Consider the following 22,723-nt stretch of genomic DNA (forward strand, 5'->3'; position numbering starts at 1 on the left):
TGTCGCGCATCGGTTGTAACGTTTAGGATCGCCCGATGCGCTGTTTCCTCCTTGCCGCCGTCATGGTGTCCTGCATGCCGGCGGCCCTATGCGCCGCTCCTCCCGAGCTGCCCCTGCTGCCCTTGCCTGCGGCCGTGACGCCGCAGGCGGGCAGCTTTTTGTTTGCTGACGCAGGGATCGCCGCGGCCGATGCCGGCAGCATCGCCGCGGCGCGGCGGCTGACTGATCTCGTCGCCAGAAGCGGTGGCCCGACCTTGCGTCTGGCCGCGGGCGGCAAGATTCGCTTCCGGCACGACGCTTCGATTATGGGCGGCGAGGCCTATCGCCTGAGTGTCACCCCAAGCGGCGTGACTGTTTCCGCTGCGACCGATACCGGCCTCTTCTACGGCGCGACGACGCTATGGCAGCTGATCGCCGCAGCGCATGACGGCCGTATCAAGGCGCTGACGATCAACGATGCGCCCGCTTTCACCTGGCGCGGCGTGATGCTCGATTCAGCGCGTCACTTCCAGCCGCCCGCCTATGTGAAACAGCTGATCGATCGCATGGCGATGGAGAAGCTCAATGTCCTGCACTGGCATCTGACTGATGATCAGGCCTGGCGGCTGCAGATCGACAAATATCCGCGCCTGACCTCGATCGGCGCATGGCGCCAGCCGCCCGGTGCCGCCGGGCTTGATCCGAAGACCGGCAAGCCAGTGCGCTATGGCGGCTTCTACACCAAGGCCGACGTCCGCGAGATCGTCGCTTACGCCGCGCAGCGCCACATCACGATCGTGCCAGAGATCGAGATGCCCGGCCATGCCACCGCAGCGGTCGCCGCCTATCCCGAGCTCGGTTCGACAGCGCAGCCGCTACCGGCTCCAAGCACCGATTGGGGCGTGCTGCCGAACCTGTTCAATACCGAGGATGCGACCTTCACCTTCCTCGAAAATGTGCTCGACGAAGTCATGGCGCTGTTCCCGAGCAGCTATATCCATGTCGGTGGCGACGAGGCGGTGAAGTATCAGTGGAAGGCGGACCCGCGCGCCCAGGCGCGGATCAAGGCGCGTGGCCTGAAAGACGAGGCTGCGCTGCAGGGCTGGTTCACTGCGCGGATCGGTACCTATCTGGCGAAGCACGGCCGGCGACTGATCGGTTGGGACGAAATCCTCGAAGGGCAGGTCCCGGCCGACGCGACCGTGATGTCATGGCGCGGCGTCGAGGGCGCGGCCATGGCGGCGAAATCGGGGCATGATGCGATCCTGTCGCCCTCGCCGATCCTCTATCTCGACCATTTCCAGAGCGATTCCGGCGATGAGCCGCCGGGCCGCACTGACGCGATTGACTGGAAGCAGCTCTACGCGTTCGATCCTGTTCCCGCCGGCCTGACCCAGGCGGAGCATGCGCGCATCATCGGCGTTCAGGGCAATCTCTGGACCGAGCATGTCCGCACCACCGACTATGCCGACCGCATGCTGTGGCCGCGCGCAGCGATCATCGCTGAGCTCGGCTGGTCGCGGCAGGCGCGGGACTGGCCGGGTTTCTCCGCCCGACTGGTGGCCGAATTCGCCCGCTACAAGGCGCTTGGCCTCGCCTATGACGAGACACCGCTCGAGCCGCTTGCCCGCTTCGCAGAGTCGTCCGGTGGGCTGAGCGTCACGCTTGAGCAACCGGCAGCGATTGGTGCGCTTCACTATACCGCCGACGGATCAGCGCCGCTCGCAACCTCACCCATAGTTGCGGCGCCGCTTGATCTCGCCTCGGGTACGCGCCTGAAGGTGCAGGCCTTTGCGGACGGAGCAGCACTCGGAACCGTGCGGAGCTGGACGGTCGCACCCGCGCTGCTGCGCACCCGTACCGCTTCCGAGATGCGGCTGTGCAGCAAAAGCGTTGCGCTCAGGCTGGAGGATGATGGCCCGACCAACGGCAAGCGCCGGGTCCTGTGGGGCGATATCATGCATCCCTGCTGGATCTGGCCCGACGCGCCGCTCTCCGGAGCGGTTTCCATCGCAGCGGATGTCGGGAGTCTGCCCTTCAACTTCTCGCTCGGCACCGACCTGAAGCATGTGGTGTTCGCGAAGCCTTCCACGTCCAAAGGCGAGCTGCTGGTACGGCGCGATGATTGTGCCGGCCCGGTGATTGCCACCATCTCGCTCGCGCCGGCGGCGGCGAACAGCGGCATCACCCGGCTTTCCGGCAACATCGCGCCGCAACAGGGGCATCACGACCTGTGCATGACCTTCACCCAGTCGAGCCCCAACCCGCTATGGATGTTCGACCGCTTGACCCTTGAACCTGCGCCATGACGATCGCGATCAAAAGCCCGCTGTCCGGCTGGATCACCCTGCTTTCCGAACTGCCGGATCCCGTCTTCGCCGAGCGGATGCTGGGCGATGGTATTGCGATCGATCCTGTCGAAGGAAGGCTGGTTTCGCCTGTGGATGGCGTGGTGACCGTCGTCCATCCGGCAAAGCATGCGGTGACGATCGACGCTGACGGTGGCGCGGTGCTGCTGCTCCATATCGGGCTGGAGACAGTCGCGCTGGCAGGCGAGGGGTTCACCACGCATGTGGCGCCAGGACAGCGCGTCGCTGCCGGCGACCTGCTCATCACCTTCGATCTCGACGCCGTTGCTCGCCGTGCCCGAAGTCTGGTCACACCGCTCGTCGTCACCAATGGCGATGCGTTCGAGATCATCTCCTTTCCGCCAGTCGGGCCGGTGCAGGCAGGCGAGCCGCTGCTCGTGCTGCGCGCCTTGCAAGCCAGCGCGGAGAAGGCCGCCGCCCCTGTGGCGATCACGGCGGCACGCGAGATCAGATTGCCGCTGGCGCACGGCCTCCACGCCCGGCCCGCAGCGCGGCTGGCCGCGCTCGCCGCACAGTTCGATGCGCAGATCGAACTGACGGCCGGCGGACGCAGTGCCTCGGGGCGGAGCCCCGTCGCGATGCTCGCTTTGGCCCTGTCGCACGGCGCATCGCTTCGCCTGCAAGGTTCGGGGCCGCAGGCTGCCGACGCGGTCGCTGCGCTGGCTGAGCTGATCGAAAGCGGCATGGGCGAGTTGCTGCCGATCCAGGCTGGGCCACCCGCTCCGCCGCCACTCCCCATGGTCCCACTGCCATCCCGCCTGCAGGGCGTCGGCGCCGTTCCGGGGCTCGCTATCGGCCCGGCCTTCGTGCTCCGCGACGCGGAGATTGAAGTCGCCGAAAACGCAGCTGATCCGGGCGTCGAGCGCGAAGCCCTTACAGCAGCCCGGGCAACAATCCGTGCCGAACTCTCCGCAAGCGCGGAAGATGAAGGCCCGCAGGCAGCGATCGCGGCCGCCCACCTCGCCTTTCTCGACGATCCGGCGGTCGAGGCTGCCGCCCATAAAGCGATCGACGCCGGCAAAAGCGCAGGCTTTGCCTGGCGTGCGGCGATTGCCGTCTTCGCCGAGCCCTTGCGCCAAGCGAATGATCGGCGCTTCGCCGAACGTCTCGACGATCTGCGGGACATCGAGCGACGCGTGCTCGCCGCACTGACAGGCGCCGCCGCCGCGCCCGCTCTCCCGTCCCCTGGCGCGATCCTCATTGCCGATGAGCTCTTCCCCTCGCAGCTGATGGCGTTTGCCGATGCGGGACTGGCGGGCATAGCGACGGGGCAGGGCGGCGCGACATCGCATGTGGCGATCATCGCCGCCGGTCTCGACCTGCCGATGATCACCGCCCTCGGTACGCGGATATTAGAGATAGAAGACGGTGCCGACCTCATCCTCGACGGCGATGCGGGCGTGCTGCTGATCGCGCCCGATGCATCGGTCCTTGCGCAGACTCGCGCCCGCCATGTGTCGCGCGCCGCTCATCGTCAGGCGGCACAGGCACGCGCGCACGAAGATTGCCGCACCGCCGATGGCGTTCGGATCGAAGTCGCCGCCAATCTCGGCTCGGTAGAAGAGGCGCACCGCGCCGTTGGGCTGGGTGCCGAGGGCTGCGGCCTGTTGCGGACTGAATTCCTGTTTCTCGATCGCTCCAGTCCGCCCGATGAAGCCGAACAGCTTGCCGCCTATCAGGGCGTGGCCGATGCGCTTGGCGATCGTCCGCTGATCGTGCGTACGCTCGATATCGGCGCCGACAAGCCCGCGCCCTGGCTGCCCATGGCGACCGAGGAGAATCCCGCGCTCGGGCTGCGCGGCATCCGGCTTCAGCTCGCCCGGCCGGACCTGCTGGAGACTCAGCTCCGCGCATTGCTCCGCGTTCGCTGTACCGGCCCGCTCCGGATCATGCTGCCGATGGTGGCGGATCGTTTCGAGGTGCTGGATACTCGTATGCTGCTGGAGCGGTTGGCGCGCGACCTCGGCGCCGACGCGCCCGAACTCGGGATTATGGTCGAGACTCCCGCCGCAGCGCTGATGGCGGCGGAACTCGCTGCGGAAGTCGCCTTCTTCTCGATCGGCAGCAACGATCTCAGCCAATATGCGCTCGCCCGCGACCGTACCAATCCAGCCGTTGCGGCCGGCCTGGACGGGCTCCATCCAGCTGTGCTCCGCCTCATCGCGGAGACGGTGAAGGGGGCTACGGCGTACGACCGCTGGGTCGGTCTGTGCGGCGGACTCGCCGCCGTGGCGGATGCCGTGCCGGTACTGCTCGGCCTCGGCGTCAGCGAATTGTCGGTCTCGCCCACCGCCATCGCAGAGACCAAGGCATTGGTCCGCACCCTCGATCTCTCCGCGTGTCGTGATCTGGCGATGCGCGCCCTTGCTTCGCCCGACGCCGCTGCCGTCCGCGCTCTTGTGCAAGCCTCGCTGGAGAAAGCCGCATGAAGCTCTCGCTGCAATCGCTCCAGCCGCTCGGCCGCGCCCTCATGCTGCCGATCGCGGTCTTGCCGATCGCTGGCCTGTTGTTGCGGCTGGGCCAGCCGGATCTGTTCGATATCCCCTTTGTCGCCGCGGCTGGCGGTGCGATCTTCGACAATCTCGGATTGCTGTTCGCGCTCGGCATCGGCGTCGGCATCGCGAAGGACAGCAATGGCGCGGCTGGCCTTGCCGGCATCGTCTGTTTCCTGGTCGCGACGCGCGGCGCAATGACCCTGCTTCACGTCCCTCCCGAAATCGTCGCCAACCTCTCCAAGGATATGGCGGCACTTGCCGAGGCGGCGTGGCGGGCAAAGGCTATTGCCAAGCTCTCGGTGCCGATCGGCATCGCCTCCGGGCTGATCGCGGGCACCTGTTACAATCGCTACGGCAATCTCAGACTGCCCGACTATCTCGCCTTTTTCGGCGGGCGGCGTTTCGTGCCGATCATCTCGGGCCTGGCGGGGTTGCTGGTCGCTGCGGTTGTCGGCTTCGGCTTCGCGCCGATCACGGCGGGCGTGGACGGGCTGAGCAACGGCGTCGTCCATGCCGGCGTGTTCGGGCTGTTTTTCTACGGCGTGCTCAACCGTCTGCTGATCGTCACCGGGCTCCACCACGTCATCAACAATGTCGCCTGGTTCATCCTCGGCGATTATCACGGTGCGACCGGCGATCTGAACCGCTTCTTCGCCGGCGATCCGAGCGCGGGCGGCTTCATGTCGGGGTTCTTTCCGGTGATGATGTTCGGCCTCCCCGCAGCCTGCCTCGCCATGTACCACGCCGCATTGCCCGAGCGGCGAAAGGCCGTCGGCGGCATGTTGCTCTCGATGGCGCTAACGGCCTTCCTGACTGGGGTGACCGAGCCGATCGAGTTCACCTTCATGTTCCTCGCGCCGCTGCTTTATTTCTTCCACACGATCCTGACCGGCGTCGCGATGGCGCTGATGTCTCTGCTCGGGGTCAAGCTCGGATTCGGCTTTTCGGCCGGCTTCCTCGATTATGTGCTGAATTTCTCGAAGGCGACCCGAGCCTGGGTATTGCTGCCGGTCGGGCTCGCCTATTTCGGAATTTATTACGGCGTGTTTCGCTGGGCAATCATACGGTTCGATATCAAGACGCCCGGACGTGAGCTCGAAGCGGTCGGCGAGGAGATTGCCGACACCGCCGGGGAGCGTGGTGCCGCGTTTCTCGCGGCGCTCGGCGGCGCGGCCAATCTCGGCAGTATCGATGCCTGCACCACCCGGCTGAGGTTAGTGGTGCGCGATCAGGCACTGGTCGACGAGCCGCGTCTGAGGAAGCTTGGCGCGCGTGGTTTCGTCCGGCCCTCGGCGGAGGCGCTTCAAGTGGTGCTCGGCCCGATTGCGGATGGCGTCGCTATGGAGATGCGCCATGCGGCCACCCAGATCGCGCCGAAAACCGCGGATGCCAGGCCATGGCTTGCCGCGCTCGGCGGCCGATCCAATGTGCTCGAGGCCGGCGGCGCATCGAGCCGGGTGTGGCTGCGTCTCCTCGATCCGACGCAGGTCGATGAAGCCGGGCTGACGGCACTCGGCGTGCGGATGATCGTGCGTCCGTCAACCGATGCGGTGCACCTGCTGGTCAGTGGCGACGCGGATCCCGTGGCGCAGGCACTTCAGCCAGCATAACCCGCCCGCGCAATCGCGTCACCCAGCACATCGCGCACAGGCTCCAGCGCCCGGGCATAGTTCCGCCAGCGGCCGATCGACCGGTCATTGAGCGGCTCCTGAACCTGCGCATAGCTCGGCGTCGGGGCGAAGCGGGTGCTTTCGTGGAAGCGCAACTGCGCGCTCTCCATCTCCAATCCGAAATGCGCCATCAATCGCCCCGTTTCGCTTTCCTGGCCGGCGACGAACCGCTCATAGATGAGCTCATGCGGCACAATCCCAAGCGTATCGCGATAGTGGGCGTCGAGCGTCGATACTGCGGCAAAATGATGCGCGGCGTCGCCGATCTCATAAGCGCAGTTGAATCCGTGCGTCATATCGTGCGCCATAACTGACACCATGACGTCAAACGGATGCCGCGCCACCGCGATGACGGGGGCTTCGGGGAAAGCGATACGCAGCAAGGGGAGATACAGCTCGTTCAGCGGCATCTTGTCGGTGAAGAAATCCGCGCCGGGCGCCAGCAGGCCGTGGCTCTCCGCGCGCGCCAGATAGAAGTCGCGGAACAGGGCAGGGAGGTGGCTTTGGTCAGCCGCTGCCAGCGCGCCCAGTCCCGCCGGAAACGGTGCGCCGGTCGTCAGCGCGGCAAAGTCGCGCAGTTCGGCGGTGAACGGCAATTCTCCGCCGGCCCGGATGCGCGAATGGCTGGCCAGCACCTGCTCGGTCAGGGTCGTGCCGGACCGCGGAAAGCCAAGGATGAAGATCGGCTGCGGGACATCCCTGCGCACTCCGGCGCATGGCATTGCCGCGAACCGCTCAGCCGAAAAGAAGGCGCACAATTCGGCGATGTGCCCTTCGACCTTGTCGCGCGAATAATTACGGCCGGTCGCGCACGCGATCTTTGCCTTGCCCAGCACGAAATCCGCCCAGGCCTCATCGAACCGCCCCGCCCGATCGCGCAAGCGGCCGCGCAGGAGCAGCGCGCCGCCTGCGGGATCGTTCACCGCATCGAGCGCCGCCAGGCCGCTTCGCCAGTCCGCCGTGCGCGCCGCCAGCGTCGCTTCCTGCAGCGTCACATCCTGTCCACGTTCGCGGGCGATCGCTCCGGCTGCCGCCAATACTGACTTCGCCTCATCCAGCCGCCCCCTTTGCTCGACCACCTCGGCAAGATGGACCCGCGGTACAAGCTGGTCAGGCATTTGCTCGACCGCCTCGCGTAGCAGTGCTTCCGCTTCCTCGAGCGCGCCTTGCCGGGCCAGATTGCGCCCCAGCCCGGCAAGCAATTGCGGATGCCGCCCGGCCAGGTCGAGCGCCCGTCGCAAATGCCAGGCGCCCGGCATCAGCTCTTCGCGCTCGGACAGCATCACGCCGAGCATCCCGTGTGCATTGGCGTTGGCACCGTCCGCCGCGAGCGCAGCCCGCACCACGGCTTCCGCATCCGCAGGCTTGCCGGATCCCAGAAGCAGCCGGGCGAGATCGTCATAGGGCCAGTGCCGCTCCGGCGCCGCCGCGATTGCAGCGCGCAACGTCGCCTCGGCCCCGGCGCGATCGCCCCCTGCCTGCAGCACCATCGCCTTCACCTCGAGCGCGTCGAGGCAGACGGGGTCTGTCTTCAACAGGCCGTCGACGATCGCTGCCGCCACGTCGAGCCGGCCCTCCTTGAAAGCGTGGCGGGCGCGATTGATGGCGGTGGGCAGATCGTCAGCGTCCATGCGATTCCTGATAGCGACATGAGCGATCGTGCGGAACATCCCCATCGCGTCCCGCTGCCGGCGACAGCGTCAGCCGGCTGAGGCGCTCCGCGCTGCCCGCAAGACCGCGCGCGCCTCGCCCAGTTGCCAGGCAAGCAATGTCGGCAGACCGAGGCTCACATCGCGCGCGCGCTTTGCCAGCGACAGCGCCAGGGCGGTTTCGGGCGCGAGCCCGAACAGGGGCGCCGCCAGGGCATAGGCCGCTTCCTGCACGCCGAGCGCGCCGGGGATCGCGAAGGCGACGCTCCTCAGGGTAAAGATCAGGCTCTCGAGCGCCAGTGCCGACCAGATCGATATATTGGCGCCCATCATCAGCAGCACGATCCAACTGCCGATCGCAGTGCCGATCCAGGCGGCGAGATTGAGCACAAAGCCAAGCGTAACCCGCCCGCGCCATGCATAGATGCGGCGCAGTTCGTCAGTGATGTCCGTCGTCGCCATCGCCGATCCGGGCAGGAAATGCTGAGCAATGCGGCCCGCCAGCGCGATTGCCGGGCGCTGGGCGGCGAAGAACATCGCCATCACCGCCACCATCACCGCAGTGCCGCCAAGGATCAGCGGGCGTAGGGTGACCGCACCGCCGCCCTCCATGAGCATCGTCACCATCATCGCCAGGCCGAACAGGGTGAAGACAAGCTGCGCTGCCATCTCGGTCGTCATGTCGACGACGAACGAGGCATAGACGCGAGAGGTCGGGATCGCGCGTACAGTCAGCGTACGCACGCCGACGACGATGCCGCCGATCTGTGAGAAGGGCAGCAGATCGGAGACTGCCTCGCGCACCAGTCGCGCCCAGGTGAACCAGCCGAGCCGTTCGAGCGCCTCACCTGGCGCCACCACCAGCCAGGCCGCGCCGAGGATCGCGAACACGCCGATCGACCAGAGGCAATAGAGCAGGAAGCCGCCGAGCCCGATCTGCCGCGCGACCGCGATGACGCTGTCGAAGCCGATCGAACCGAATGCCCATATCGCAGCCGCCAACCCGAACAGGGTCGCGAGCAACATGCCCACACGCGCAAAAATTTTCAGTCCTTCTCTCCCCCGCCCGAACGACCGGCGAACCGAAGCGCCAAGCGCATCATGGCCGGCACGAATCGTGGCCGGATCAGACGCGGATCATAGGGCGCCAGCCGACGATCATTCTCGGCAAGACAGATACGGGCAAGTTCGGGAAATGTCACCTCGACCCCCAGCTCCTTCGAGCCGTTAAGCGTGAAATTATTCTCCTGCGCCTTGGTGTTGTCGTCCCCCATGCCCTTGGCCATGCTGATCCGCTCGCCGATCAGGAACATCCAGACGATCAATATCTTGGCTTCGAACAGAGGCCGGCGCCACCACGGCATATTGCGGCGCCACCAGGCGACCCAGTTCACGAAGAACAAGATGTGCCGCCCCTCTTCGCGCATCACCGGCTCGAAGGTCTCGACCAGCTCTTCGGGGAAGAATCCCGAATCCTTGGCGAGCCGGAAAAGGCCGAAGCCGAAAAAGCTGTCGATGCATTCCGAATAACCGGTCCGCATGAAGGCGAATTCCGGGTCGCGCGGGCGCTTGTACTCCGGCTCGGGCGCAAGCTCGATGCCATACGCCTGGACCATGTCGGCGAGGACGATCTTGTGTCGGCTTTCCTCGAAGCCGTTCATGTCGACCGCGGCCTTGAGCAGAGGATCGGCGATATCCTCGCCATAGGTCTTCACGTTCATGCCCGCGCGGCCTTCGGTCGCGACGGCGATGTCCCAGATCGGCAGCGAGACGATCTTGTCGCGGGTATCGGGCTCGAGCGTTGGCCAGTCGATCAGTGCAGGGCGATAGGGGTCATGGGTTTCGAGCAGCGCCCGGCAGAACAGGATCTTGTGGGCTTCGCTGCCCAGGGGAATTGGCCCATCCGGGATCGGTTGCCGGTCGTCGAACTGATGATGTCCGGTCGCAAGGTTCATGGCACAGTCTCACGCAAAGTCCGCAAAACACCCCCGTTCGATGCTCTCGCGCGAGATCGCTTCGCGCGCAAGAGGGTCGGTTAAGGCTGCAAGCTCAGCGCGATAGGCATAGCCGGGGGCATGGCCCGGGTAGCGATCATTTGTTGCCGGATGCGTATAAATCTCGGTTAGCCCATCAGGCAGATGCGCGATCAGTCCGCGCAGCCGCGCCCTGTCGAACGCGCCCGACCATGCGAGGCCGAACACCTGATCTGGCACTGTTATCCCCGCCGCGCGCATCCGTCGGCGGACGAGCAGCGCCCAGAGATAAGCGACATCCACGCCGCCGGTACCAGGCTCGATCTTGGCGAGCACTGCGCGCGGCTCGACCGGCGCGCGCACGGATTTCATGCTATAGCGCTTCCCCGTCTTCAGGATCGCGGAAGCGATCGTCGGGTGCACATGGAAATGCTTGTGCGCATTCACATGGTCGAGCGGCAGCCCGGTCGCGGCAAAGGCAGCGAACTGCGCCTCGACCTCTGCCAGCAACTGGCGCCGCGCGGCGGGCTTGGCGAAGATGGTGATGCCCGCACGCACCATGTCGGTGCGAAAATGGCCGCTCGTATCGACGAGGTCGGGCACCTGCTCGGGCGGCAGCGTCGGTCGCCCTTCGACGAGCACCAGATGGAGGCCAACCCCCAGCGACGGCATCGCTTTCGCCCGGGCGACAGCATCGGCCGCGGCATCGCCCGAAACCATCAGGCTCGCGGCGGTCAGGATGCCCTCGCGATGCGCTTGCTCGACTGCCTCGTTGACGGCGATATCGGCGCCGAAATCGTCCGACGTGACGATCAGGCGTTTCTTGCCCAGTGTCAGACGGCTTCCTTCCGGCGGCGCAGGAAGTCGAAAAACTCAACGCCCTCGCGCAGCCGGCGCTTCATCATGTTCCAGTCGCGCAGCATCTCGGACACGATCGACCAGATCTTCGATGGGCGGAAATAGAAGCGTTTGTAGAATTCCTCGACCTTGTCGAAGATCACGCTCGCCGGCAGATGCGGGTAGCTGAGCTGCGCGATCTGGTTGCCGCCATTGGTCAGCAGATCGTTGCTGTTGTCGAACCAGCCATTCTCGGTCGCCTGCTTGTACAGGAACGTCCCCGGATAGGGCGCGGCCAGCGAGACCTGGATCGTATGCGGATCGATCTCCTTGGCATAATTGATCGTCTCCTCGATCGTCTCTTCGGTCTCGCCCGGCAGGCCGAGGATGAACGTGCCGTGGATGACCACGCCGAGCTCATGGCAATCCTTGGTGAACTGCTTCGCCACATCGACGCGCAGGCCCTTTTTGATATTGTGCAGGATCTGCTGGTTGCCGCTCTCATAGCCGACCAGCAGCAGGCGCAGCCCGTTCGCCTTCAGCACCTCGAGCGTCTTGCGCGGCACATTGGCCTTGGCGTTGCAGCTCCACGAAACCCCGAAACCCTTCTTGCCGAAACCGAGCTGGCCGAGCGCGATCGCCAGCTCCTCGACGCGGGCGTGGTTGTCGGTCAGCGTGTCGTCATCGAAGAAGATCTCCTTGGTCTCGGGGATATTCTCCAGGATATACTTCACTTCCTCGATCACCTTGGGGACCGAGCGGAAGCGGTAATTATGGCCGCTGATCGTCTGCGGCCAAAGGCAGAAGGTGCAGCGGCTCTTGCATCCGCGCCCGGTGTAGAAGCTCACATAGGGGTGGAGCAGATAGCCGCCGAAATATTTGTTGATCGTCAGGTCGCGCTTGTAGACCGGCGAGACCATCGGGAGGACATCCATGTCCTCGATGATCGCACGATCCTTGTTGCGGACGAATGCCCCGTCGGGCGCACGCCAGGTGATGCCGTCGACCGTCGCGAGCGGCGCACCCTGAGCGATTTCCAGGATCGTGAAATCATATTCCTCGCGCGCGACGAAATCGACGTGCGGCGTGGCGGCGAGGCTCTTGTCCGGCTCGACCGCGACCTTGGCGCCGACGAAACCGATGATGATCTTCGGGTTGCGCTCCTTGATCAGAGCCGCTGTCCGGATGTCCTGGCCGAAGCTCGGCGTCGAGGTGTGGAGGATGACGAGATCGCGCTCGTCGAACTCGTGCTTGATGTCGTCCCAACTCTGGTCGTGCGCCGGCGCATCGATCAGCTTCGATCCTTCGACCATCGCGGCGGGCTGTGCGAGCCAGGTCGGATACCAGAAGGACTTCACTTCGCGCTTCATCTGATAGCGCGCGCCGGCACCCCCATCATAACCGTCGAACGAGGGCGCTTGCAGAAACAGGGTACGCATCATGCGGAAATCTCCGGGTCGGCCGTGATGCGGCCGTCTGCTCCCATTCTAAGCCGTTGTCCGCGCCAATCAACCGAACGGGTGAAGAAGGTTGCGACGAATATCGCGAAGGTGAGGCAATCGCGCACTGGTAGCAGCCAAAAGGGCGCTGTCCGCACGCCTGCTGTGCGGTCGACGGTATGCGCGACAAGCATGCGGGCGAGGAGCGAAAAGAGGACAGTCAGCGCGCCGATCGCATGCGCAGGTGCGAACACCGCGCCAAGCGCCGCGAGCGGGAACGGCATGCCGATCACCGAGCCCGCAAAGGCGCCGGGCACCACGCCCCGCACCGTCGCGCTCCAGCGCAGCTCGTGCCGCCACAGCTCGGCAAAGCTCCGTTCGTCCGAGCCATGGACGACGAGCATTGGCGGGACAACGACCTTCAGCCCCAGCGCCTCGACTGCCGCCCCGATCGCATAATCATCGGCCAGCACGTCAGCGAAGCGGGCAAAGCCACCGATCCGGTCGAGCGTCTCGCGGCGCATCGCGATGGTCGATCCCATGCACGGCCGCGCTAGTTTAAACGCAATGCCAAACACGGCGCCAGGCAAGAACTGATAGCTCAGCCCCGCCGCCCCAAGCCGCGACCAGAAGCCCGCATCCCCGCGCCCACGATAGAGACAGGTGACCGCGCCGACGCGCGGCTGGTCGAGCGCGGCGAGGATTCGGGCAAGATAATCCGGCTCGACGGCGATATCGCTGTCGCTGAGAATAACGATCGGATTCGCAGCTCGCGGCATCATGTTGATGAGATTCGAAATCTTGCCGCTGGCGCCCTGCACGGTGAGATCGAGCACCAGATCGATCGTCGCTGCGGGGTGGCTCGCCTTCAATGCCGCGACGGTGTCGATCGCAGGATCGTCGGAGCGCTGCACGCCGCAGAGGAGCTGAATCGGTCCGTCATGATTCTGAGCCAGGAAGCTGGCGAGATTGGTGTTCAGCAGCGGTTCGGCGCCGTGGAGCGGTTTCAGCAGTGTAACGGCTTCGGTGCGTTGTGGTGATGGCGGCTGGAGCGCGAAGAACCGCTTGAACACGACCGTTGCCGCTACCGTGTAGAGCGTGCCTACCGAAGCCAGTGTCAGCAGCGTCCAGCCGAGGATCGCCGCGAGCATCAACGCCACCCGGGGAGATCGAAGACCAAACCCCCGCCTCCGTCACCCCGGACTTGTTCCGGGGTCCACCGTGCCGCGCATATCACCGTCGCGACGCCTGCGGATCGGTAGATGCCGGAACACGTCCGGCATGACGATAAAGGGGCAGGCTTCATTCCCCCCTCCCTATCGTCCGCCGCGCATCCTGTGTAGAGCGCGCGATCGAAAGACGCGGAGGCGGGGTGAGCCAGGATTCGGATATTGTCCTCGTCACCGGTGTGTCGGGATTCGTCGGCTCAGCGGTGGCGCGCGTACTCGCGGCACAGGGGCGGCGGGTTCGCGGCCTGGTCCGCACATCGAGCCCGCGAACCAATCTCCACGACTTCCCAGGCAATCTGGTCGAAGGCGACGCCCGCGACCCCGAAGCAATGCTCAGCGCTGCCCAAGGCGCCCGCTACCTGTTCCACGTCGCTGCCGATTACCGCATCTGGGCGCCCGATCCCGAAGAGATCGTCCGCAACAATCTCGCCAGCACCCGAGCGGTGATGGAGGCCGCGCTGGCGGCGGGGGTCGAGCGGCTCGTCTATACCAGCAGCGTGGCGACGCTGAAGCCGCAGCCCGGCGGCGTCCCCGCCAATGAAAGCCATGCCGCGACGCCCGAACAGGCGACGGGGGCCTATAAGCGCAGCAAGGTCGTCGCCGAACGGCTGGTCGAGCAGATGGTCGCCGAGCGCGGCCTGCCGGCGGTGATCGTCAATCCCTCCACGCCGATCGGCCCGCGCGACGTGCGGCCGACCCCGACGGGCCGGATCATCGTCGAGGCGGCGAATGGCGGAATGCCCGCCTTTATCGACAGCGGCCTGAACCTCGCCCATGTCGACGATGTCGCGGCAGGGCATGTGCTCGCGCTCGAACGCGGCGTGGTTGGCCAGCGTTACATCCTGGGCGGGCAGGACGTTCAGCTCGGCGCGATGATCGGCGCCGTCGCCCGCGCGGTGGGGCGCAAGCCGCCGACCGTCAGCCTTCCACGCGCGCCGCTCTTCCCGCTCGCTTACGCCAATGAGGCGCTCGCGCGGATCACCGGCAAGGATCCGTTCCTGACGGTCGATTCGCTCAAGATGGCGAAGCACAAGATGTTCTTCAGCTCAGGCAGGGCCGAGGCTGAGCTCGGCTACACCGCCCGCCCTTGGGAAGAAGCAGTGGCCGACGCAGTCGCCTGGTTCCGCGGTGCAGGGATGATCCGGTGATCATGGTTGCGGTGGGAATGCTGAGCCTCGCCATCTGGTTTGGCCTCGTCTTCGCGCATGGCGGCTTCTGGCTCACCCGGGAGCGCGATACGCGCGACCTGCCCCCACCGCCCGCAGCCTGGCCCGAGGTGGTGGCGATCGTCCCGGCGCGCGACGAAGCAGACGTGATCGCGCGCTCGATCGGAAGCCTGGTCGCGCAGGACTATCCGGGCAGCTTCAGCGTCATCCTCGTCGACGATTCGAGCAGCGACGGCACCTCCGCCATCGCTCGCAGCCTCAACGGTAATCACTCCCTCCAGGTCCTGACAGGCCAACCGCTCGCAGCCGGCTGGACCGGCAAGCTCTGGGCAGTGGCGCAAGGCATTGAGCATGCCGGCGCAAAGCCGCACTATCTCTGGCTCACCGACGCCGATATCGAGCACGCGCCCGACACGCTCACCACCCTCGTCGCGCGTGGCGAGGCGGGCAATCTCGTCCTCGTGTCACTGATGGCGAAGCTCCGCTGCGACAGCTTCGCCGAACGCGCCCTGATCCCGGCCTTCGTTTTCTTCTTCCAGATGCTCTATCCCTTTGGCCGCGTGAACAAGCCGAAGGGAATCGGCGGCGCGGCCGGCGGCTGCATGCTGATCCGCCGCGACGCACTAGAAAGGGCAGGCGGCATCGCCGCGATCCGCACCGCGTTGATCGACGATTGCACCCTCGGCGCGCTGCTGAAGAAGCAGGGGCGGATCTGGCTCGGCCTAACCGATCGCTCGCGCAGTATCCGGCCCTATGACGGCGCCGGCGTCATTGCAGCGATGATCTCCCGCTCAGCCTATGCCCAGCTCCGCTATTCGCCGTTGATGCTCGCCGGCACATTGGTCGGTCTCGCGCTCGTCTATGGCGTGCCGCCGGCACTTGCGCTGTTCGCCGCCGGAGCGGCGCGCCTCGCCGGTCTCGCTGCCTGGCTGCTGATGGCGATCTCCTTCCAGCCGATCGCCCGCTTCTATCGCCGCTCGCCGCTCTGGGGCATTGCGCTGCCGCTGATCGCCGCTTTCTACGCCGGCTGCACCTTGCTATCGGCGTGGCAGCATATGCGGGGACGTGGTGGAATGTGGAAGGGTCGCGCTCAGGCGGCAGAGATGCGCTGATGGCTGATCCCGCAGACCTCGCCTCGGGCAAGGGCCATCGCGACGAGAATTTTCCGGTCGCGTCGATGCTGCTCAAGCCCGAGCACCGCGCGCCGGTCATGGCCTTTTACCGCTTCGCTAGGCTGGCGGACGATATCGCCGACCATGAGACATTGCCGCCAGCCGAAAGGCTCGCGCAACTCGGCCGCATGCGCGCCGGGCTCGATGGCGACCCCGAGGGCACCGCCGAAGCGGTGGCGCTCCGCGCAGTCATGGCGGAGCGAAAGCTAGATCCGGTCCATGCCCATGATCTGCTCACAGCGTTCGAACGCGACTGCACCGTCAACCGGTATGCCGATTGGGACGGGCTGATCGACTATTGCCGCTATTCCGCCATGCCGGTCGGGCGCTACGTGCTTGACGTCCACGGCGAGGATCGCGCGACCTGGCCCGCCTCCGACGCGCTCTGCGCAGCGCTTCAGGTGATCAACCACCTGCAGGATTGCGGCAAGGATTACCGCACGCTCGACCGGGTCTATATCCCCGCGTCGACCTTCGCCGCGACCGGCGCACGGATCGAGGATCTCGGCGTGGATGTGGCAACGCCGGCACTCAGGGTAGCGATTGTCTCACTCGTCGCCCCGACCCGCACTTTGCTCGATCAGTCGGCAAGGTTCAGCACGACGATCGCCGATCGCCGCCTTGCCGCCGAGGTCGCGATCATCCACCGCCTCGCTGTCAGCCTGTGCGGACGCCTCGAAGCGCGCGATCCGCTCAGCGAGCGAGTCCATCACCGCCCGTGGGAAGCCGCCTTGCTCGCGACCAGCGCGGCCGCCGGCAGCTTCTTCCGGCGCGCGGCATGACCACTGATTTAAACTCCGCCGGCCTGCAGAAGCAGGTCTCGGGCAGCTCTTTTTACGCCGGCATGCGCGTGCTCCCCAGGGCCGAGCGCGAGGCGATGTACGCGATCTACGGCTTTTGCCGGCTGGTCGACGATATCGCCGACGATCAGCAGGGCAATGCCGCGGGCCGGATGGCGGCACTCGACGCGTGGCGCACCGATCTCGATTCGCTCTACGCCGGCGGCCCGGCCGGCCAGGCGGCTTTGGTCGCCGAGGCCGTGCGGCGCTTCAATCTCGATCGCGCGGATTTCGAAGCCGTGATCGACGGCATGGCGATGGATGTCGATCGGGACATTCGCTGGCCGAGCTGGGCCGAGCTTGATCTCTATTGTGACCGTGTCGCCTCGGCAGTCGGCCGCCTGTCGGTACGCGTCTTCGGCATGGACGAAGCACCGGGAATCGAGCTAGCTTATCATCTCGGCCGCGCGCTCCAGCTCACCAATATCCTGCGCGATATCGACGAGGATGCCGGGATCGGCCGCGTCTATCTCCCGGCCGAAGCCATCACCGCCGCCGGCATCTCCCTCACCACGCCCCTCGAGGTCATCGCCGATCCGCTGATCGACGACGTGTGCCGCGCCGTCGCCGCAACGGCGCACGATCACTACCGCAAGGCCCACGAGCTTCTCGCCACGCGCCCGCGCGGGCATCTGATTGCGCCCCGCCTGATGGAGGCGGCCTATGCCAAGGTGCTGCGCCAGACCGAGGCGGTCGGCTGGAAGCCACCCCGCCACCGGGTGAAGGTATCGAAGCTCGGGCTGCTCTGGACGGTGGCGCGGCTGTGGCTGATCCGGTGAGCTTCAGCCGGGTAACGATTGCCGGCGCCGGCCTGGCGGGCCTCTCCGCCGCGGTGGCGCTGACCGAAGCGGGCGTGCCGGTCACGATTGCGGAGGCGGCTGCACAGGCGGGCGGCCGGTGCCGTTCCTATCATGATCCGCAGCTCGGCCTGACGATCGATAACGGCAATCACCTCGTGCTGTCGGGCAATCCGGCGGTCGCGCGGTTTCGCGAAAGCATCGGCGCAACCACGCCGCTCGCCGGGCCCGATCATGCCGACTTCACCTTTCACGACCTGAAGGACGGCGCGCGCTGGACGGTACGAATCAACGACGGCCTAGTGCCATGGTGGGTCGCTGTGCCGGCCCGGCGCGTGCCGGGCACCCGGGCGGCGGATTATGTGCCGCTTGCCCGGCTGCTGGCGAAGCAGGAGGGGCGGATCGATGCCCGCATCGAGCCGCAAGGGCCAGTCTGGTCGCATCTGATCGAGCCGATCCTGCTCGCCGCCCTCAACACCGCCCCGGCTGAGGGATCTTCACTGCTGGCGGCCAGCGTGCTGCGCGAAACGGTTGCGAAAGGCGGTCGCGCGATGCGGCCGCGCATCGCCGAACCGAGCCTCGGCGCTGCCTTTATCGAGCCAGCTTTGGCCTGGCTCGACGCGCGCGCTTCGTCGGTGGTGCTTGGGCGACGCCTGCGTGCCATTGCGTTCGATGACGACAGCGTGACCGGGCTCGATTGGGGCGCTGGTATCGAGCCGGTCGAAGCGAGCGAGGCGGTAATCCTCGCAGTGCCGCCCTGGGTCGCAACCGCCCTGGTTCCGGGCCTCGCCGCGCCCGACGATTTTCGCGCGATCGTCAACGGCCATTTCGCCTTTCCCGCGCCCGCCGGCGCACCGCCGATGCTCGGCCTGTTCGGCGGCACGGCGGAGTGGGTGTTCGCTTTCCCCGATCGCCTGTCAGTGACGGTCAGCGCCGCAGACCGCATCGTCGATCAGGACCGTGAGTCGCTGGCGGAGATTTTCTGGGCTGATATCTGCGCTGCCTTGTCGATCGACGCGCCGATGCCCGCCTGGCAGATCGTCAAGGAAAAGCGCGCGACCTTCGCGGCCACGCCCGAGCAGAATGCCAAGCGCCCGCCCGCCACGACACGGTGGCGCAACCTCTTCCTCGCCGGCGACTGGACCGATACCGGTCTCCCCGCGACGATCGAGGGCGCACTCCGCTCGGGCGAAACCGTGGCGCGGCGCGTGCTGGCGGGGTAAGGACGAGCCGATGCATCAGGGCTTTTCAGAGATCGCCGGCGCCGCTGCGCCGCTCGCGGCCGTCGAGGCGGCCGTCGAGCGCGCAACCGCGGCGCTCGCGGCGCAACAGCGCGAGGACGGGCATTGGGTGTTCGAGCTCGAAGCGGACGCCACTATCCCGGCCGAATATGTCCTGCTCCGCCACTATCTCGGCGAACCGGTCGATGCGGAGCTCGAAGCAAAGATCGGCCGCTATCTCCGTCGCATCCAGTCAGCTGAGCATCATGGCTGGGGCTTGTTCCATGGCGGCGCCTTCGATGTCAGCGCCTCGGTAAAAGCCTATTATGCGCTGAAGATGATCGGCGATCCGGTCGATGCGCCCCATATGGCGAGCGCCCGCGCTGCTATCCTCTCAGCGGGCGGCGCAGCGGCCTCGAACGTCTTCACCCGCATCCAGCTCGCTTTGTACGCGGCCGGGCCATGGTCGACCGTGCCAACGCTTCCGCCGGAGCTGATCCTGCTGCCCCGCTGGTTTCCGATCCATCTTTCGAAGATGTCCTATTGGGCACGGACAGTCGTGGTGCCGCTGCTGGTGCTGTGCTCAGTCCAGCCGGTCGCGCGCAATGCCCTCGGCGTGAAGGTCGACGAGCTTTACACCGGCCAGAAGATCCGCCCCGGCACCAAGGCCGCCGACACCAAATGGCTCTGGACCCACGGCTTCAATGCCCTCGACGTCGTGCTCAAGGCAGCCAATGGCTTGTGGCCGAAAAAGACCCGCGCCCGCGCGATCCAAGCCTGTGTCGATTTCGTGCTTGAGCGCCTCAACGGCGAGGATGGCCTTGGCGCGATCTATCCGGCGATGGCCAACAGCGTGATGATGTTCGACTGTCTCGGCTATGCCGAGGACCATCCCGCCCGCGCGATCGCCCGGAAATCGGTCGAAAAGCTGCTCGTGATCAAGGAGGACGAGGCCTATTGCCAGCCCTGCGTCTCCCCGGTCTGGGATACAGCGCTCGCCGCGCATGCGATGCTCGAAGCGGGTGGCGATGACGCCGAGGCGCGAGCGGTGCGCGCTCTCGACTGGCTGAAGCCGCTCCAGGTGCTCGACGTGAAGGGCGACTGGGCCGGGGAAAAGCCAGACGTCCGCCCCGGCGGCTGGGCCTTCCAATATAACAACGCGCACTATCCCGATCTCGACGACACCGCCGTGGTGGTGATGGCGATGGACCGCGCCCGCGCATTGAACGACGTCGATCGCAGCGAGGCGATCGATCGTGGCGTCGAGTGGACCGTCGGCCTGCAAAGCCGCGATGGCGGCTGGGGCGCGTTCGATGCGGACAACAGCTATCATTATCTCAACAACCTGCCCTTCGCCGATCACGGCGCGCTGCTCGATCCGCCGACCTCGGACGTCAGCGCCCGCTGCGTCTCGATGCTCGCTCAGCTCGGCGAGGCGCGCGACAGCGATCGGATGCGGGCGGCGCTGGACTATCTCGCCAAGGAGCAGATGCCCGACGGAAGCTGGTTCGGCCGCTGGGGCGTGAATTATGTCTATGGCACCTGGTCAGTGCTGTGCGCCCTCAACGCTGCCGGCATCGGCCCCGAGGAGCCGATCGTCGCAAAGGCGGTCGCCTGGCTGACCCAGATCCAGAACCCGGATGGCGGCTGGGGTGAGGATTGCGACAGCTACGCGCTCGACTATGCCGGCTATACGCCCGCGCCCTCGACCGCGTCACAGACCGCCTGGGCGCTCTTGGGATTGATGGCGGCGGGCGATGTCGATTCCCCCGCCGTCGCGCGCGGCATCGCGTGGCTCGCGGCCAATCAGGAGGCTGACGGACTCTGGGGTCAGGAAATGTACACCGGCGGCGGTTTCCCGCGGGTCTTCTATCTGCGCTATCACGGCTACCCCAAATATTTCCCGCTCTGGGCAATGGCCCGCTACCGCAACCTCAAACGCTCCAACACGCGCCGCGTCGCGTTCGGCATGTGACGATCCTGGTCGCGACCGGCCTGCACAAGGAGGCCAGGATTCTGCTTCGGCCGGGCGTTGTGGTGGTTGCTGGCGGCGGTGATGGCGAGCGGCTGGAGCGGGAGCTCGAGGCAGCTGCAGAGGGTGCGACTGCGATTCTCTCTTGCGGCCTGGCCGGCGCGCTGGCGCCCGGACTAAACGCGGGCGACCTCGTACTAGGCTCCCTCTCCCAGCGGGAGAGGGAAGGGGCCCATGCCGAAGGCATGGGAAGGGTGAGGGTGAGAGGCGAGGTGGGATCATCCAATCACCCTCACCCTTCCGCCGCTTCGCGGCTCCAGCATCGGGTGAATAGCGCCCCGCGCTATTCAGATCATGCCGGGGGCATGATCGACCCGATGCTCTCTCCCGCTGGGAGAGGGAACGCAGCGCTGGTCGAAATGTTGGCGGTCAAAATTCCAGGCGCTCAGGTGGGCACGATCATCGGCAGCGACACGATCATCGCCACAGCCACTCTGAAACAGACACTCTACACCGAAACCGGCGCCCTCGCCGTCGACATGGAATCTCACATCGCCGCCCGCGTCGCCGCGCGCTACAATCTGCCTTTCGCCATCATAAGGGTCATCTCGGACAGCGCGAACGAGGCACTCCCGCCCGCCGCACTTGTCGGCATGAAACCAGACGGCAGCATGGCGCTCGGCGCGGTCCTCGCTTCACTGGCCCGCAACCCAACCCAGCTGCCCGCCCTGATCCGAACCGGCATTCACGCCGGCCGCGCCTTCAGCGAATTACGCCGCGTTGGCGACGTGCTTGGCGGCCTTGGGGTTGGCCTTGCGGATGATCTCCAGCTCCCGCTCGACGTGCGATGAGTGCACGTCCTGCGCCGGACGCTGGTTGCTGAGATCGATATCCGGCGCCATCGGCCCGGTGGTGCGCACGCCCTTGCGGCCGATCGAGAACATCTTGAGCGGGTGGCGGATCGAATCCGTCGCAGCCGTGCCCTCAAAGCCGCAATGCACCATGCAGTTGGCGCATTTCTCGTACTTGCCGACGCCGTAATCGTCCCACTCGGTGCCTTCCATCAGCTCCTTGAAGCTCTGCACATAGCCTTCGCCGACCAGGTAGCAGGGCTTCTGCCAGCCAAAGACGGTGCGCAGCGGCATTGACCAGGGCGTGCACTCATAGGTCTGGTTGCCGGCCAGGAAGTCGAGGAACAGGGGCGAATTGGTGAAGGTCCATTTCTTGCCGCCATCGCCTTTCGAGAAGACGTCGCGGAAGAACTGCTTGGTGCGGGTGCGGTTGAGGAAATGCTCCTGGTCGGCCGCACGCTCATAGGCATAGCCGGGCGAAATGGTGATCTCGACGCCGCGCTTCTCCATCTCGTCGAAGAAAGAAGCGAGCCGGTCGGGCGAGGCGCCGTCGAACACGGTGCAATTGACCTGGACGCGAAAGCCCTTCGCCTTGGCCAGCTCGATCGCCTCGATCGCCACCTCATAAGTGCCGTCCTGATCGACTGCGTGGTCGTGCATGCCCTTGTCGCCATCGAGATGGATCGACCAGGTGAAGAAGGGCGATGGCTTATAGTCGTCGATCTTCTTCTTGAGCAGCAGCGCGTTGGTGCACAGGATCACAAACTTCTTCTTCGCGATATAACCCTGAACGATCTTCGGCATGTCGCGGTGGAGCAGCGGCTCGCCGCCTGCGATCGATACGGCGGGGGCGCCGCAATCGTCGATCGCCTCCATGCACTGCTCGAAGCTCAGCCGCTGGTTGAGGATCGCATCGGGATAGTCGATCTTGCCGCAGCCTGGGCAGGCGAGATTGCAGCGCAGCAGCGGCTCGAGCATCAGCACCAGCGGATAGCGGCCGCCCTTGATGTGCTGGCTCAGCGTATAGGCGCCGATGCGGGCGATCTGGGAAAGGGGGAGGGTCATC

The 22,723-nt window shown here is 66.0% G+C and carries 17 protein-coding genes; 10 read left to right on the forward strand and 7 right to left on the reverse strand.

Going from position 1 to position 22,723, the window contains the following annotated elements:
* Nucleotides 1-35: 35 nt before the first annotated feature.
* From AC1DVS_RS05055 to nagE, 3 genes are read left to right on the forward strand one after another with little or no spacing between them, the layout of a single operon-like run.
* Nucleotides 36-2,288 carry a family 20 glycosylhydrolase gene (locus tag AC1DVS_RS05055; protein ID WP_478020789.1) on the forward strand — a complete coding sequence of 751 codons (2,253 nt, stop codon included), beginning with the start codon at nucleotides 36-38 and terminating at the stop codon, nucleotides 2,286-2,288.
* Nucleotides 2,285-4,777: a phosphoenolpyruvate--protein phosphotransferase gene (gene ptsP, locus AC1DVS_RS05060; RefSeq protein WP_478020791.1), complete on the forward strand. Its 2,493-nt coding sequence runs from the start codon at nucleotides 2,285-2,287 to the stop codon at nucleotides 4,775-4,777. The genes AC1DVS_RS05055 and ptsP overlap by 4 nt, the downstream gene beginning before the upstream one ends.
* Nucleotides 4,774-6,453 (forward strand): N-acetylglucosamine-specific PTS transporter subunit IIBC, encoded by a 1,680-nt coding sequence (nagE, locus tag AC1DVS_RS05065; RefSeq protein ID WP_478020793.1) that lies wholly within the window; start codon nucleotides 4,774-4,776, stop codon nucleotides 6,451-6,453. Before ptsP ends, nagE begins: the two co-directional genes overlap by 4 nt.
* Here the strand turns inward: nagE and AC1DVS_RS05070 are convergent.
* From AC1DVS_RS05070 to hpnI, 6 genes are all read right to left on the reverse strand, one after another.
* Nucleotides 6,441-8,144 (reverse strand): tetratricopeptide repeat-containing sulfotransferase family protein, encoded by a 1,704-nt coding sequence (locus AC1DVS_RS05070; RefSeq protein WP_478020795.1) that lies wholly within the window; start codon nucleotides 8,142-8,144, stop codon nucleotides 6,441-6,443. The two genes, nagE and AC1DVS_RS05070, sit on opposite strands and share 13 nt — an antisense overlap.
* Before the next feature lie 69 nt (nucleotides 8,145-8,213).
* The gene (locus tag AC1DVS_RS05075; RefSeq protein WP_478020797.1) at nucleotides 8,214-9,188 is read right to left on the reverse strand and encodes a lysylphosphatidylglycerol synthase domain-containing protein; all 975 of its coding nucleotides are present in this window, start codon (nucleotides 9,186-9,188) and stop codon (nucleotides 8,214-8,216) included.
* A 20-nt stretch (nucleotides 9,189-9,208) separates the two neighbouring features.
* The gene (locus AC1DVS_RS05080) at nucleotides 9,209-10,117 is read right to left on the reverse strand and encodes a ferritin-like domain-containing protein (protein ID WP_478020799.1); all 909 of its coding nucleotides are present in this window, start codon (nucleotides 10,115-10,117) and stop codon (nucleotides 9,209-9,211) included.
* A 9-nt stretch (nucleotides 10,118-10,126) separates the two neighbouring features.
* A complete protein-coding gene (gene hpnK / locus AC1DVS_RS05085; protein WP_478021265.1) occupies nucleotides 10,127-10,966 on the reverse strand; it encodes a hopanoid biosynthesis-associated protein HpnK in 840 nt (279 codons plus the stop codon).
* Nucleotides 10,967-10,968: 2 nt separating this feature from the next.
* Nucleotides 10,969-12,414, reverse strand: a complete 1,446-nt coding sequence (gene hpnJ / locus AC1DVS_RS05090) for a hopanoid biosynthesis associated radical SAM protein HpnJ (RefSeq protein WP_478020801.1) — start codon at nucleotides 12,412-12,414, stop codon at nucleotides 10,969-10,971.
* Nucleotides 12,411-13,562: a bacteriohopanetetrol glucosamine biosynthesis glycosyltransferase HpnI gene (hpnI, locus tag AC1DVS_RS05095; protein WP_478020803.1), complete on the reverse strand. Its 1,152-nt coding sequence runs from the start codon at nucleotides 13,560-13,562 to the stop codon at nucleotides 12,411-12,413. Before hpnI ends, hpnJ begins: the two co-directional genes overlap by 4 nt.
* Nucleotides 13,563-13,783: 221 nt before the next feature.
* On the opposite strand from hpnI, the gene hpnA reads away from it, so the two are divergent.
* The 7 genes from hpnA to AC1DVS_RS05130 all read left to right on the forward strand — a co-directional run bounded on the left by hpnA (nucleotide 13,784) and on the right by AC1DVS_RS05130 (nucleotide 21,657).
* Nucleotides 13,784-14,788, forward strand: a complete 1,005-nt coding sequence (gene hpnA, locus AC1DVS_RS05100) for a hopanoid-associated sugar epimerase (protein ID WP_478020805.1) — start codon at nucleotides 13,784-13,786, stop codon at nucleotides 14,786-14,788.
* A 2-nt stretch (nucleotides 14,789-14,790) separates the two neighbouring features.
* Nucleotides 14,791-15,918: a glycosyltransferase gene (locus AC1DVS_RS05105; RefSeq protein ID WP_478021267.1), complete on the forward strand. Its 1,128-nt coding sequence runs from the start codon at nucleotides 14,791-14,793 to the stop codon at nucleotides 15,916-15,918.
* On the forward strand, nucleotides 15,918-16,760 hold the full coding sequence (gene hpnC, locus AC1DVS_RS05110; RefSeq protein ID WP_478020807.1) for a squalene synthase HpnC: 843 nt from the start codon (nucleotides 15,918-15,920) through the stop codon (nucleotides 16,758-16,760). Before AC1DVS_RS05105 ends, hpnC begins: the two co-directional genes overlap by 1 nt.
* Entirely contained in the window at nucleotides 16,757-17,596 is an 840-nt protein-coding gene (gene hpnD, locus AC1DVS_RS05115; protein WP_478020809.1) for a presqualene diphosphate synthase HpnD, read from the forward strand. The genes hpnC and hpnD overlap by 4 nt, the downstream gene beginning before the upstream one ends.
* Nucleotides 17,581-18,837, forward strand: a complete 1,257-nt coding sequence (hpnE, locus tag AC1DVS_RS05120) for a hydroxysqualene dehydroxylase HpnE (protein WP_478020811.1) — start codon at nucleotides 17,581-17,583, stop codon at nucleotides 18,835-18,837. The genes hpnD and hpnE overlap by 16 nt, the downstream gene beginning before the upstream one ends.
* 10 nt (nucleotides 18,838-18,847) lie before the next feature.
* Entirely contained in the window at nucleotides 18,848-20,809 is a 1,962-nt protein-coding gene (gene shc / locus AC1DVS_RS05125; RefSeq protein WP_478020813.1) for a squalene--hopene cyclase, read from the forward strand.
* Nucleotides 20,810-20,871: 62 nt separating this feature from the next.
* Entirely contained in the window at nucleotides 20,872-21,657 is a 786-nt protein-coding gene (locus AC1DVS_RS05130) for a phosphorylase family protein (protein WP_478021269.1), read from the forward strand.
* On the opposite strand, the gene hpnH is transcribed toward AC1DVS_RS05130, so the two are convergent.
* Entirely contained in the window at nucleotides 21,577-22,722 is a 1,146-nt protein-coding gene (gene hpnH / locus AC1DVS_RS05135; protein WP_478020815.1) for an adenosyl-hopene transferase HpnH, read from the reverse strand. The two genes, AC1DVS_RS05130 and hpnH, sit on opposite strands and share 81 nt — an antisense overlap.
* Nucleotide 22,723: the final 1 nt, after the last annotated feature.

The sequence above is a fragment of the Sphingomonas sp. P3_C5 genome (assembly GCF_056402635.1).

Bases quoted from the DNA above. Each gene is read 5' to 3' on its own strand.
- AC1DVS_RS05055 (WP_478020789.1), top strand. From the start codon at position 36: ATGCGCTGTTTCCTCCTTGCCGCCGTCATGGTGTCCTGCATGCCGGCG.
- ptsP (WP_478020791.1), top strand. From the start codon at position 2,285: ATGACGATCGCGATCAAAAGCCCGCTGTCCGGCTGGATCACCCTGCTT.
- nagE (WP_478020793.1), top strand. From the start codon at position 4,774: ATGAAGCTCTCGCTGCAATCGCTCCAGCCGCTCGGCCGCGCCCTCATG.
- AC1DVS_RS05070 (WP_478020795.1), bottom strand. From the start codon at position 8,144: ATGGACGCTGACGATCTGCCCACCGCCATCAATCGCGCCCGCCACGCT.
- AC1DVS_RS05075 (WP_478020797.1), bottom strand. From the start codon at position 9,188: ATGTTGCTCGCGACCCTGTTCGGGTTGGCGGCTGCGATATGGGCATTC.
- AC1DVS_RS05080 (WP_478020799.1), bottom strand. From the start codon at position 10,117: ATGAACCTTGCGACCGGACATCATCAGTTCGACGACCGGCAACCGATC.
- hpnJ (WP_478020801.1), bottom strand. From the start codon at position 12,414: ATGATGCGTACCCTGTTTCTGCAAGCGCCCTCGTTCGACGGTTATGAT.
- hpnI (WP_478020803.1), bottom strand. From the start codon at position 13,562: ATGCTCGCGGCGATCCTCGGCTGGACGCTGCTGACACTGGCTTCGGTA.
- AC1DVS_RS05105 (WP_478021267.1), top strand. From the start codon at position 14,791: ATGGTTGCGGTGGGAATGCTGAGCCTCGCCATCTGGTTTGGCCTCGTC.
- hpnC (WP_478020807.1), top strand. From the start codon at position 15,918: ATGGCTGATCCCGCAGACCTCGCCTCGGGCAAGGGCCATCGCGACGAG.
- hpnD (WP_478020809.1), top strand. From the start codon at position 16,757: ATGACCACTGATTTAAACTCCGCCGGCCTGCAGAAGCAGGTCTCGGGC.
- shc (WP_478020813.1), top strand. From the start codon at position 18,848: ATGCATCAGGGCTTTTCAGAGATCGCCGGCGCCGCTGCGCCGCTCGCG.
- hpnH (WP_478020815.1), bottom strand. From the start codon at position 22,722: ATGACCCTCCCCCTTTCCCAGATCGCCCGCATCGGCGCCTATACGCTG.